Annotated in this window: 13 protein-coding genes; 9 read left to right on the top strand and 4 right to left on the bottom strand. The window is 37.6% G+C overall.

From position 1 onward, the window contains the following. Nucleotides 1-165: 165 nt before the first annotated feature. From J9537_RS19880 to J9537_RS19865, 4 genes are read left to right on the top strand one after another with little or no spacing between them, the layout of a single operon-like run. A complete protein-coding gene (locus J9537_RS19880; RefSeq protein WP_218257482.1) occupies nt 166-876 on the top strand; it encodes an ABC transporter ATP-binding protein in 711 nt (236 codons plus the stop codon). A gap of 17 nt (nt 877-893) precedes the next feature. Then, entirely contained in the window at nt 894-1,673 is a 780-nt protein-coding gene (locus J9537_RS19875; RefSeq protein ID WP_218257481.1) for an ABC transporter permease, read from the top strand. Nucleotides 1,674-1,725: 52 nt separating this feature from the next. Next, nucleotides 1,726-2,415, top strand: coding sequence for a response regulator transcription factor (locus J9537_RS19870; protein ID WP_218257480.1), 690 nt, complete (start codon nt 1,726-1,728; stop codon nt 2,413-2,415). Beyond that, nucleotides 2,412-3,866 carry a HAMP domain-containing sensor histidine kinase gene (locus J9537_RS19865; protein ID WP_218257479.1) on the top strand — a complete coding sequence of 485 codons (1,455 nt, stop codon included), beginning with the start codon at nt 2,412-2,414 and terminating at the stop codon, nt 3,864-3,866. The genes J9537_RS19870 and J9537_RS19865 overlap by 4 nt, the downstream gene beginning before the upstream one ends. Before the next feature lie 265 nt (nt 3,867-4,131). On the opposite strand, the gene J9537_RS19860 is transcribed toward J9537_RS19865, so the two are convergent. After that, entirely contained in the window at nt 4,132-5,718 is a 1,587-nt protein-coding gene (locus J9537_RS19860) for a C40 family peptidase (RefSeq protein ID WP_218257478.1), read from the bottom strand. Between the two features lie 295 nt (nt 5,719-6,013). Between J9537_RS19860 and J9537_RS19855 the strand changes: the two genes are divergently transcribed. Beyond that, entirely contained in the window at nt 6,014-6,928 is a 915-nt protein-coding gene (locus J9537_RS19855; RefSeq protein ID WP_245001337.1) for a GIY-YIG nuclease family protein, read from the top strand. Between the two features lie 70 nt (nt 6,929-6,998). Further along, nucleotides 6,999-7,493: a GyrI-like domain-containing protein gene (locus tag J9537_RS19850; protein ID WP_028020873.1), complete on the top strand. Its 495-nt coding sequence runs from the start codon at nt 6,999-7,001 to the stop codon at nt 7,491-7,493. A 513-nt stretch (nt 7,494-8,006) separates the two neighbouring features. Here J9537_RS19850 and J9537_RS19845 read toward each other — a convergent pair. Continuing rightward, on the bottom strand, nt 8,007-8,621 hold the full coding sequence (locus J9537_RS19845; protein WP_218257476.1) for a histidine phosphatase family protein: 615 nt from the start codon (nt 8,619-8,621) through the stop codon (nt 8,007-8,009). Nucleotides 8,622-8,977: 356 nt separating this feature from the next. On the opposite strand from J9537_RS19845, the gene J9537_RS19840 reads away from it, so the two are divergent. Both J9537_RS19840 and J9537_RS19835 read left to right on the top strand, forming a co-directional pair. Beyond that, nucleotides 8,978-9,238: a DUF6442 family protein gene (locus tag J9537_RS19840; protein WP_010743741.1), complete on the top strand. Its 261-nt coding sequence runs from the start codon at nt 8,978-8,980 to the stop codon at nt 9,236-9,238. Nucleotides 9,239-9,337: 99 nt separating this feature from the next. Then, nucleotides 9,338-10,072, top strand: a complete 735-nt coding sequence (locus J9537_RS19835; RefSeq protein ID WP_218257475.1) for a YdcF family protein — start codon at nt 9,338-9,340, stop codon at nt 10,070-10,072. Nucleotides 10,073-10,103: 31 nt separating this feature from the next. On the opposite strand, the gene J9537_RS19830 is transcribed toward J9537_RS19835, so the two are convergent. Then, nucleotides 10,104-10,520, bottom strand: a complete 417-nt coding sequence (locus J9537_RS19830) for a hypothetical protein (protein ID WP_218257474.1) — start codon at nt 10,518-10,520, stop codon at nt 10,104-10,106. 189 nt (nt 10,521-10,709) lie between these two features. Next, a complete protein-coding gene (locus tag J9537_RS19825) occupies nt 10,710-10,964 on the bottom strand; it encodes a hypothetical protein (protein ID WP_010743744.1) in 255 nt (84 codons plus the stop codon). Between the two features lie 334 nt (nt 10,965-11,298). Between J9537_RS19825 and aspD the strand changes: the two genes are divergently transcribed. Then, nucleotides 11,299-12,894, top strand: coding sequence for an aspartate 4-decarboxylase (gene aspD, locus J9537_RS19820; RefSeq protein WP_218257473.1), 1,596 nt, complete (start codon nt 11,299-11,301; stop codon nt 12,892-12,894). The last annotated feature ends 99 nt before the right edge of the window (nt 12,895-12,993 follow it).

The following is a 12,993-nucleotide window of genomic DNA, read 5'->3' as shown; positions in this document are numbered from 1 at the left end:
TAATTATACCAAAATAAGACTACAAATAATAAATTTCGCTTATTTCATTTTTCGAATTTTGTTTTTCCGTTACTTGTCATTTGTAAGGTTACTTTAAGGTTAAGTTTGGTTCTATGCAAGCTTGTCTCTTTATACTTCTTTTATCAAGTAATGGAGGGATAAAACATGACAACAACGATTTTAGAAATTAAAAATCTGCGGAAAAGCTATGGAACAAACGAGATTTTAAAAGGAATAGAGCTTCAGCTACTTCCTGGGAAAATCACGGGATTACTGGGGCGCAATGGTGCAGGAAAAACCACTTTAATGAAATGTGTATTGGGTCTTACCACAAATTATCATGGAAAAATGACTTTTAATGGAAAAGACTTAAATACTACGGATACCGAGACAAAAATGAAGATTGGTTCACTTGTCGATGTACAGTTTTATGAAGATTTGACTGCCTACGATAACTTACTACTTTCCCTTCGGTTAATTCAATCCCTTTCACGAAAAGAACGTAATCAATTGATTCAAGAAAGCTTGGAATTTGTAGAACTCAGTAATGCGGCGAAGAAAAAAGTCAAAAACTTCTCCTTTGGAATGAAACAACGGTTGGCCTTAGCCCTCTCATTAATCACAAAACCGGACCTGTTGATTTTGGACGAACCTTTTGTCGGCCTTGATCCTATTGGTGTCGAAGAAGTGAAGGAACTGCTGAAAAAGCTTTGTCAGGAGCGAGGAACGGCGATCCTCTTTTCCAGCCATCAGATGCAGGAAGTCTGTGAATTGACGGATAATATCTTGGTATTGAGCAATGGTGTAATTAGTTACTCTGAACATAATGAACATTTTGACAACCAACAAGCACAATTAATCGAGTTAATGAGATAAAAAAGGAGCAAGTAATTATGGAGATTTGGACAATATACAAAATGGAAATGATTAAAACATTGAAAAGAAAAAATAGTTTGATCCTGCTAATTCCGTCAATTTTGGTCGCTATTATGGCTTTTGGTATTTCAACTGGAGGGCTGACTTTTACTGGCGATGCCTTATCCGCTGATGGAAAATTTGCTTGCTTAGATTTTATTACCACCCTATGGCTCTTCTTTAGTGCCTTAGGTGTTTGGGGAATCCTATTGATCTTAATAACCGCCTTTCAGTTTTCGGGAGAAATCTCCAGCGGTCAAATAAAAATGACGCTATTACGTATCGGAAAACGAGGTCCAATTGTTTTTGCAAAATTTTTGGCGCTGCTAACAACTACTTTTGGTGCATTTACTTTGTTTACTCTCACAGCTGGTGGCGGTTACTATCTTTTTATAGCAAACACTGATGTTGGAAATGGGAATTTTTCTTCCTCCACGATTGATTTGCCAACAGTGATCGCCACGATTGGATTCATTTTTCTACATCTTGCTTTGTTTATGGCAGTTACGCTGCTGATAGGGTTGTTTTTGTCCCCTTTCATTGCATTTATCTTTTCATTAGTCAGCTTATTTGCCGTAAATTATTTGATCAATACGAATGCACTTGAGCTTTTGAAATATTCTGCTTTATCTGTAAGCAACAACCTGATTGCGGGCAAAGCTGAAAATGTAGTTCCCGCATTACTTATTTCTATCGTACTTATTATTTGTCTTTTACTTTTGACTTCCCTACTTTTTAAAAGAGTAGATATAAAATAGCCGATTAGAAAGGTATAATAGAAGGAACTATTTTGTAACGGGGGTGCATTTAATGGGGTTCTCAATTTTAGTAGCGGATGATGAACAAGGGATTATTGATTTTGTTACCTTATATTTAGAAAAAGACGGATATACGGTAGTATCGGCCACTAATGGTGAAGAGGCATGGACCTGTATCCAACAAGAGAAAATCGATCTCGCCATTTTAGATATCATGATGCCTAAACTCAACGGCTATCAATTAATCAAAAAAATTCGGGCAGAAAAAAATATCCCAATCATTTTTTTGACCGCGAAAGATGCCGGTGCGGATAAGGTTCTTGGTTTAGATATTGGTGCAGATGACTATGTGACGAAGCCTTTTGATCCCTTAGAATTAGTCGCGCGTGTCAGTGCTCAGCTTCGTCGCTTTTATTCATTAGGTTCGAGAGAAGTTCATCTGCCTAAAATTCTCAAACTTCATGATTTGACTCTTGATCTCGATCAATGTCTCCTTTTTAAAGAAGAAGAACAAATAAACTTAACTTCGATTGAGTTTAAAATCCTGCGTTTGTTGATGGCTTCTCCAGGAAGAGTATTCACAAAAAAGCAGATTTATGAGGCAGTTTGGGAAGATACTTATATCGTTGATGATAACAATATCATGGTCTATATTAGTCGACTCAGAGAAAAATTGGGAACTAGAAAGGAGGAATCTTATATTCAAACAATTCGCGGATTAGGATATAAGATAGTGCCATGAAAAAAAAGCCCAAGACACTAGGACGATTTTTGACGAAGAAGTATCTTACGACTTCGATTTTGTTACTGGGATTAATCTCACTCTTTGCTACGATTGCTCAATTTTTTGTTTCTGGGACAAATGATATAGTGAAGTCTTTGTGTGCACAAACAATTGTACGACCTGACTATAAAAATATCGATGTTTCTACTTTAAAAGATTTCGGTGGCTGGATTGAAATTCTCGATGAAAAAAATGAGGTCATCTACTTCAAAGGTGAAGTGGGTGAAAAGAAGACACATTACACGCAGAAGCAGTTACTTGAAATGGATGCACTTCAATCCATTCTTAGTCAAAAAGTCTATCAAATCGGCATTATTTCTTTTAAGCAAAACGACCGAAGCGTAAAATATATGGCGACCTATGCTCCTTTTAAAGCAACAGATGGACGAGAATACATCTGTATTTCCAAAATCCCGCAAAAAAGTATTCAAGGAAATTTAAGACCCGTTTTTAACAGCTTTTTATCCCCTACTGCTGTAACAATTTTTAAGAGTCTCTCTTTTCTAGTACTTCCGATCCTACTCATTTTTATTTTTTGTCTTAGACGTTACTCGAAATCGGTCAAAGAACACATCGTCGCACCAAATACCATTTTAATTGATGGGTTACGGACGATTAATGAAGGGGATTATAGTAAAAAAATCCATATGAACGCGGAATACGAATATATCGAAATCGAAAATTCCTTCAACCATATGGCGGATCAGCTAAAAAAAGCCGCCCAGCAGCGAACTTCTTACGAAAAAGAACGGCAGCTGCTTTTTGCCAATATGGCCCATGATTTACGTACTCCTCTTACTACAATTCAAGGAACTGCTAAAGCTGTAGCAGATGGGTTAGTCTCTGATGACAAGCTGACTCAAACGATGGAAACCATTATGTCAAAAACAGCGCATATGAATGAACTAGTCAATCGCTTATTGATTTTTTCTAAGCTGGATAGTCCTGACTATCAGCTCCACTGCCAAAATCTAGACTTAGTCGAATTGATCCGAGAAGTTTTATTAGAACAACTTGATGTCGCAGAAAAAAATAAGATCCACTTAAATTTCGACCTGCCAGAATCCGCGTTAGAGATTTCTGGAGATCCAACTGAATTAAGGCGTGTTTTTGATAACTTGATCGGAAACAGCATCCAGCATAATCCGCCTGAAACAACAGTACAACTCAAACTCTATACACTTGATAATCAAATTGTTTTTGAAATCAAGGATGATGGCACTCCCATCCCTAAAGAATTACAAACGCAATTATTTGATCCTTTTGTCAGCGGTGACAGCTCACGTTCTACTCAAAATGGTAGTGGACTAGGCTTAGCCATTAGTAAAAAAATTGTTGAGAAGCATGGTGGTAATATTTTATTTGTTGAAGTAAATAAGCAGGAGAAACTATTTCAAATATTTTTGTAGTTCTATTTTGATGGACTTTTTTATTGAATAGTGTGGTTTCTTCATTCTCTTGGTGCTTTTCAACTCTCTCCTTACCTTGTTGCGTTCATATAGAAATACTCTTCTTTCGGGGTTGACCCAGCTTTTCCGCAGGCAAAATCTCTGCTATCAAAAGAAAATGTCCTCTTTATAAATGAAATGACTATTATTTCTATAATTCAATAAAAAAATATCCAAGGAGACTTAGTCACTTTAAGCCTTCTTGGATATTATTTTTAAGTTAATTTTAGTATACGCGGACACCGAAGTCTGGTGCGTAATATTGAGTTGAACCATATTTCACGTTTTCACCTGGTTGTGGTGCGTGGATATATTGATCGCCCCCAGCTGAGATCGCTACGTGATAGCTTGATCCTTGGTCGCCCCAGAATAATAGGTCCCCTTGTTGTGCTTGACTAACATCGATTGTCGTACCTGATGATTCTTGTGCTACAGTCCAAACACCAATATCTTTACCCGTTACTTGCTTGTAAACATATTGAGTAAGACCAGAACAATCGAAACCGCTCGTGTCTTTTCCACCCCATACATATGGTGTGCCGATATATTTTTCCGCTTCATTCACGATTTGTTGACCGCGAGTTGTGTCGGTTGACTGATCAGTCGTTGTTTGTTGCTGATCTTGTTGTGTCTGCTGTTGCTGTTGATCCTGTTGTTGTGTTTGTTGTTCTTGCTGCACTTGTTCAGGTTGTTTTTCCGGCGTTGTTGTCGCTGGCGTCTCTGTTACAGGTGTTTGTACTGCTTGTTCCTCCTGTACAGGCGCTTCTTCCTGTTGAACCGGTGTGGTTTGTGCTACATCAGGAGTTACAACCGGCGTTTCTGGTGCTGGTGTTACTTCTGGTGTTGATGTAGAATCAACAATTGGCGGTTGATCTACGATTGGTTGTTGATCCACAATCGGTGTGGTATTTTCTAATTGGGTTGTTGGTGCAACTGTCGCTGGTTCTTCACTTACTGTACCGTTGCCCACAACAACGTTTTGACCAGCATAGATGTTATTGTCTTCAATATTGTTCCAATCATTAAACTCTTGTACACCAATTCCGAATTGATCCGTGATAGAATTAACCGTATCGCCAGATTGGACAGTATATTCAGTCGGTTGAGCTGGTGTTTCCACAGCAGGTTGAGCGACTGGCGGTGTAACTGGCTCTGTTGCGTCATAGCTAGTTAAATCATGTTCTTGAATAGTTGACACTAATTTTTGAACATAACTTTGATCATCATTGAAGCGTCCTTCTAAAGCTGCAGCGGCTGTTTGGTAGTCCTTTGCGTTACTGCGCCAAGTACCACTAAAGTAATTTTCGTTACCGTCACGAGAAGTTGTTTTGATGATTTCAATATAGTCCTGAATTGCTTCTTTATAAGAACCGTATTGTTTCATCTCTTTCTTTTCAGTTTGACCAGTTTCTGAATTTTTCTTATCCAGCATTGCTGATTTGCCTTTATACTGACCTTCTAATCCAAAAAGGTTGTAATAAGGGGCTTCCGCATAGTCGTTTTGTCCCCAGTCACTTTCGACGATGGCTTGAGCAATCATAATAGAAGCATACAGGTCATGTTTTTCAGCTAATGGCTTGATTTCATTTGAAATTTCATTGATAAACGCTTTTTTATCAATATTTGACGTAGTTGCAGTCGTTTTTCCTTCAACAGCTTCTACTTCATGTGTGTTTAGTAATGGTGCCGCTACCGAAACCGTTACTAAGGCAGTACCTACTACAGCAGACCCTTTTTTAAGATAGCGATAGTTCGTGGTCTTCTGGCGTTTCTGTTGACGTAGTTCACGTCGGGTTAAAACTTTATTTGACATTTAACATCTCTCCATTCTCTCTCTCATTGCTTTCTTAACAATATTAATTATAACACAATGGAAATGATAGGTCATTGTTAATGAACTGCATTTCTTGATATTTTAGATTATTTTTTAAGAGAATAGACCAAAAAGGCCTATTTTTCAATTATTTTCAAATTTGTTAAAAAAATGATTCTGAAACAGCTCGTTTAAAAGTTGTTTAAAAATCTTTTTTGTTAAATCGAACAAATGAGGTGAATATGTGCTAAAAGAGAAAATTAAGAATTTACCAAGAACTCCTGGAATTTATAGAATGAAAAACACTAGCGGGGAAGTAATCTACGTTGGAAAGGCGAAAAATTTGAGACAACGTGTGAGTTCCTATTTTGTTAAAAATAAGCAACACTCCCGTAAAGTTCAAGAAATGGTCCGCTTGATCGACGACTTTGATTATGAATTGGTGGCAACTGAATTTGATGCGCTCTTATTAGAATGCCATTTAATTCATCAACTTCGCCCAAGATATAATCGAATGATGAATTACTATGAAGGCTACGGCTACTTTCAATTTCTCAACAAACCACCCTACTTGAAAGTTCTGAGTGAGTGGTCAGAAGATGGGCTAGTCATTGGTCCCTTTTATAAGGAAAGTAAAATTCAAGAGCTGAAGGAAATAATTAATAGCACCTATCGTCTAGATGGTCCTTTAAAGTATGTTGCCGGTATCGTCAAGAGTTACAAAGAAATCTCTCCAGATGAGGAGTTTAAATTGCGGATGCAAGAAATCAAAGAGACCTTGCTTGGTCAGTCCACCGCTCTGCTTACTCGAATTGATCAGCGGGTCCAAGCAGCTAGTGAGCGACACGATTACGAAGCTTCTGCACAATGGTGGAACAATTACTTGACTGTTCAGAGGTTTCTGCGCCGCAATAAGCAGTTGATCCAAATCATGCAAAACCAAACCTTTGTAGGAATACTACCTGAAGATGATGGCTATTACTGTTACCTTTATGCTAAAGGAGAGCTCTTGAATCGAGTCGTCTATCAACGAAAGCCTTCCTTTAAACAAGCAAAAAAGAGATTAGCTCAAGGTGTCTCTGCTAAAACGTGGCAACGAATCAATGAAAAAGATCGGTTAGAAAAGGAAGACGTCGATCTCTTCCCTATTTTCTTTAACTATTTGAACCAGCACGGGCAAGTTCTAGGATTTTCTACTGAGGAAGAATAGCTCCTATTTGTATTCGATTTCATTCCTTGTTACAATCAGCGTAGGAGTTTATGAAATGAGGGATGGCTATATGCAAATTGAAAAAATCACTAAACCAGCACAAACAATCGTTTCGATGTCTACTCATATCTCACATGAGCATCTACCAGATTATATCGGAACTTCCTTTATGGATTTGTTAGAATATATTCAAAAACACGGAGCTGAGCTCGTAGGAACACCGTTTATTTCCTACTTAAACCTTGATGATACAGGGCAGCCTAAAGATGAATTATTAGATGTAGAGATTGGTTTTCCTATTGATAAAGAAATTCCTTCAACAGAAAAATTCCAAAGTTATGTACTTCCAGGATATCAAGCAGTTCGAACACTTTATGTTGGGGATTACGATGATTTAACAGCATCTTATAAAGAATTGATCGATGCGATTAAGCAAGAAAATGGCATCTTCACTTTCCGCAGCTATGAGTACTTTTTAACGGATGCTTCAGTCCCTTTAGAAGATCAAGAAACGATGATTGAATTAACTTATCGCTTAAAGCGAAAAGATCTATTTACAGAATGATCTCATCAACATTAGAATAAAATGAGAGCCCTTCGATTAAAAAATCGAAGGGTTTTTTTCTTGTTTCTTCTTTTCCAAAGTCTTTTTAATCAGGCGAACGACGTTTTTTTATTTTATCGGCATTCAATTACTTACATAATAAAAAAACAAAAACAGAAAAGACTTTAAGAAACCTTCTAAAAGTTATATATAAGTTACCTTTCTTTTTCAGTTTAACTCTAGACGAGTTTCGGTAAAAATTATCTTTTCTTCAATCACTTATAAGAAAAAAATAAGTGTATCTTAGAGAGTTGCCAAATTATTTAATGTCATTTTTTATTATTCAAGACAATCAAAAAACGCCCATAAATAACTAAAATAGTTATATGAGCGTTCTTTTCTAAATATGTTCAAATTAATATATAGTTCTTTTTAAAAATGTTAAGATTGTGTTAAAAACATTACAAATTGAATTTAACCGTCTATTTATAGATGGACAAGCAGTATTTTTTCATTATTTACTAATCTTCTTGATTAGAAGGTTTGTCCCCACGTCTCGATCACTGTTTTGTCTGTTGAATGAGTGAGAATCGTTAGGCTTGAATTCTCTAAGATTCCTCTCTCACGAATTTTTGCTAGTGGTACTCCATTCAAGGTATTCAATAGAGCCATTAGCAAAATTCCATGGCTAACGACCAATATTTTTTCTTTTGGATATTTTTCTGTCACGCTGTCAATCACTGCTTTACTTCTTTCGATTAAATGTGAATAAGATTCCGCGTGAAATTTCTCTGCGTCAAACAAATCTGGACGTGTGCGATAATTTTTTAAATCTTCCGGATAGGCTTCAGTAATCTGATCAATCTTCTCACCATCCCAATCGCCTAAACGCATTTCTCGTAAATCCTCAATAATCGTCAATTCAGGCGGCCGTTTATTTTCTGAAAGAATGATCTGCGCAGTTGTTTGCGCGCGCATTTGAGGTGAAGTCAATGCAACATCGAATGGAACATCCTTAAGATATTGCGCCATTCGCTTCGTTGCCTCAACTCCTGTTGGAATCAGTGGAGAATCAACGGTTCCCCCATTAAATCGTCCTGCTTCATTAATTTCTGTTTTTCCGTGTCGAACAAAATAGAATTGCGTCACACTCTCACTCCCTGTACTCATAATCCTCAAAATAGAGCAATCAGTCAAACTGGTTCAACAACCTGCAGCTTAACTTTTGCTTCAATGGATTTCTCCCACCCAGTATACACCAATAATCGGTGAAAACGATCAAAAAAAAGAAGTTCCTTGATAAATTCGACAAAAAATAACTGATTTATAAAACGGATGCGGTGAATACACGTGACATTGTAATCGGATTCATCTATAATTAAAAGCACAATGTATCCTATATCGCCTTGATTTTAATAAGGATATTTGTGATTAAGCAAGGAAGCTAAAATTTTTAATATGAAATTAAGAGCACAGAACTTATTTTACGAAATGGAGGGCATCGTATGGAAAAAAGAAAAGAACAGACCAGCACAGATTTGGCTTTGGCCACAGCGGGTATTTTCAGCTTGATTCTTTTTAGCATCTTAATGCTCGCACGTGTCGTGGAGCATCGCGAGGTTATGGATCTGTTTAGTCTCTTTACAGGTGCTGCCTCTGCCTTTTGTTACGGAAAGTTCCTATGGATGAAGCAAAAAAGTTGGTTGACATTATCGGTCATTCTTCTCATTTGTTGTCTTTTCTTCTTTGTTCGCTATTTATTTTAACTCTTCCCTGCCGATAATTTATCGGCAGTTTTTTTCTGTCTGAAAGTTTGCTACTATTATATAGAGTTATTCAGTGTATTTATTAATAAGGAGGCAACTATGTCTAATTTTGCGATACTCGTGGACTATCTAACGACCAGCCCGGAAAATCCAACTTTTCAATCTGATACATTATTGATTGCTGGAAACAGCTTACCTCAATTGATTATTTCCGCTGCACAATTTTGCCAAAGGGAAAATGCTGTAAAGCGTGTCATTTTTGTTGGAGGAATTGGTCATGGCACAGAACCTCTGATCACCAATTGCAAGAAATTTTATCCGGCGCTTGTTCGACCAGAATGGGACCAGCTTTCAGAGGCTGAAATTACCCAAGAGATATTTCTGCAGTTTTGTTCGCGCAAGCTTACTTTTCTATTAGAAAGAAAATCCACCAATACTGGGGAAAATGCCCGTTTTTCTTACGAGCTTTTTAACCAGAATGCACCAAAAAGCTTTTGGTTAGTTCAGGATCCCATGGTCCAAAAACGCAGCCATGTCACCTTCAGCAAAGAATGGCAATTGCCTCTATCAGCAATCCAGCCGCTCTTTTTTGAACAACCAGAGCTGATTGATTTTGATACACGCCCACATTTTAAAAATTCTGTAATGGATGACTGGTGGGCACCTGATTATTTCTTATCTCTCGTTGTTGGTGAAATCCGTCGATTGAATGATGATTCCGAAGGCTATGGACCAAAAGGCGCAAATTTCATTCCTCATGTAGAGGTTCCTGAGAACGTATTGGACAGCTATCGACGTTGTCGAAAATATTTGGAGAATATCGAACGGAAATAACCCGTTTTTTTTATTTACAAAAAGATCGTACTCATCTAACAGAATACGATCTTTCTTTATTCCTTACTTTTATTTTGCATCTCCTTTTCGCTGTAAAAGTGATCAGATAGTTTGGACTCTTCCTAATCCTCAGATCACCAAATTTTTTATTTTTAACATGTTCAGGCTCTTCGTATTCCGTCACAAACTGAATCAACCCGTCCTTTGCGCGAATGGCGATAATAGCAACTGTCGTCATTCGATTTTGCCATTTACGTGCCTGCAAACTAAAAAAATTTGCTTCAGGCTGGCCATTAAGACGTAGATTGATCTTTTCTACTTCATGAAAAAGGTCATAAACCGAGTGTAAAAACTGCGGTTTCCTCTTTTCTTCAGCATGCTTAAATTTTCCTCTTTTTTTCTTTTCAATCGTGACCCATTGTTCTGAGGCTTCTGAGGTCATTCCCATGGCCCATCCCTCCTGCTGTGCACTAACAAATTTTGCCTTTCACCTTAATTAGATTATAGCTGGAGTTTGCTGTTTAGCCTGAGACAATCTTTATTTCGTATAACTATTCTTTTTCAAAAGTTTAAATTTATTGGTTTTTTTCCAGAAAAAAAGACTGCAATCAACTTTGCAGCCTTCCATTTATTCTTTTTATTCGATCACAGTACCTACAAAGCCCGCTACCTTATCAAACAGATCTCCGAAGAAACCAGAAACACTTTGCCACAATCCGCCAAAATTAGGATTCGCAATAAAATTTTGAACCTGAGAGATCACTTGGTCCTTATACACATAAATGATAAAGAGCAAAAACAAGACGCCGGCGATACGCCATAATACAGAACCAACCTTCACGACAAAGAAAACCAATAATGCGATAAACGCAAGGGCGATTAATTGATCCATCTTCAAATCCTCCTTTACTAACTATCTATATACTTTAACCATCAATTGTCTTTACGATCAACTTATAGGTATAGTATGCCTCTTTTCTTACTATTTGGCATGGGTCGAAAGTCTGATATCTGATCATAAAATTCAAGAAAAAAGAATTCTAAGAGTTTTGTAATCGTTTTCTTTGTTGTTGTATCGCTCTTTTTAGTATTAAGTAAAAGAAAACGACTTTTATTTCTTTGTATTTTAACAGAAACTTTCTCATAAACTCTAAGCGTATTTACGCTATATTAAAAATTATTCTCGTTACTATGGAAGCAAATAAACCGTTGAAGGAGTCGTATTTGTGTCTACAATTACTGAACAAGCCTTAGAAGAATTAAGTCCTTTTGAATTAAGTCTCTTTTTGGAACAAAAGATCCACGAAAATAAAAAGGTTACCAACCTTTTGAACGCTGGACGAGGAAACCCTAACTGGACCGCTCCTACTCCGCGGGAAGCTTTCTTTTTGCTTGGTCAATTCGCTACGCAAGAAACGTTATATGGCACAGGGGAATTAACTGCGGGAATGATCCAATCTGATACAGGTCGCGGACAACGTTTCGTTGATTTTTTAGCAGCACATCCAGGTAAAGGTGCCGATTTTTTGAAGAAAATCTGGTTTTCTGACAATAATTATCTTGGAATGCCAAAAGAGGCCTGGTTGACTGATATGCTGGACCACATTATCGGGGACAATTATCCAAACCCCGTTCGTTGCTTGACTGCCTGCGAAGGACCTATTAAAGCTTATTTGAGTCAGGAATTATTTTCCGACAGCAGCATACCTTTCGATATTTTCGCTGTTGAAGGCGGAACTGCGGGGATCTGCTATATTTTTGACACCCTATTAAATAACTTCTTATTGAATCGTGGCGATAAGATCGCTTTGATGCTGCCGACATTCGCACCTTATTTAGAAATTCCAGAGTTACCAAAGTATTCCTTTGATATCGTTAAGGTTCAAGCGAAACAAACAATGATTGACGGAAAAATGACGTACCAATATCCAGACGAAGAAATCAATAAATTGCGAGATGCTGATATTAAAGCTGTTTTCGTCGTCAATCCAAGCAACCCGACAGCAAACGCACTAGCACAACCAACCATTGATTTACTAAAAGATGTTGTTGCAACAGATAATCCTGAGTTAATGATTTTGACAGATGATGTTTACGGTACATTTGTTCCAGTCTTTACTTCTCTATTTTCCGAACTTCCTTACAATACCGCCTGCATCTATTCTTATTCAAAATATTTTGGTGCAACTGGCTGGCGTGTAGGAACCATTGCTGTAGCTAAGCACAATCTTTTTGATGAATTGATCGCAAATCTACCGCAAGAAAAGATTGAGCTGCTAAATGAACGATATGCATCATTGACTGCTGATCCAACGACAATCACCTTTATTGATCGAATCGTGGCAGACAGTCGTGACGTGGCGTTGAACCATGCCTCCGGTCTTTCCGCACCGCAGCAGGTCATGATGGTGATGTTCAGCCTGTACAGTTTATTGGACGAAGGAAAAGCCTATAAAGCGGAAGTCATGGATATTTGCCGCCAGCGGGAAAAATTACTGTTCCATACTTTAGGTCTACAAGAACCATTAGAAGACTTAGATACTGCTTATTATTGTGAGATCAATTACGAAGAGTGGACGCGTAAACGATACGGCAACGCCTTCGCAGATTATTTGAAAAATAAATGGACCGTTACTAAGGTTCTAACCTCTTTAGCAGAAAAAGAACAATTGATGCTATTAAAAGCCAATGCTTTCGGCAGCAGTGAGTGGGCCGTGCGGGTTTCCTTGGCAAACTTAGCCACTAATCAATATCCTGAAGTTGGCAAACGAATCATTCGTTTGACGGATGAGATCCGTGATCAATGGATGAAAACGAAATAACTACCTTTAACCTTGAGCCTCGCTCAAGGTTTTTTCTTTTTCTTCTGCTAGTGGTACACTTTATTATGTAAATTGGATGAGGGAAAACAAATCCAATTG

The organism is Enterococcus raffinosus (assembly GCF_019175485.1).
GTDB classification, from domain to species: domain Bacteria; phylum Bacillota; class Bacilli; order Lactobacillales; family Enterococcaceae; genus Enterococcus_A; species Enterococcus_A raffinosus.
The sequence above is the reverse complement of the archived record's forward strand: the minus strand, read 5'-3'. Positions and strand labels throughout refer to the sequence as shown.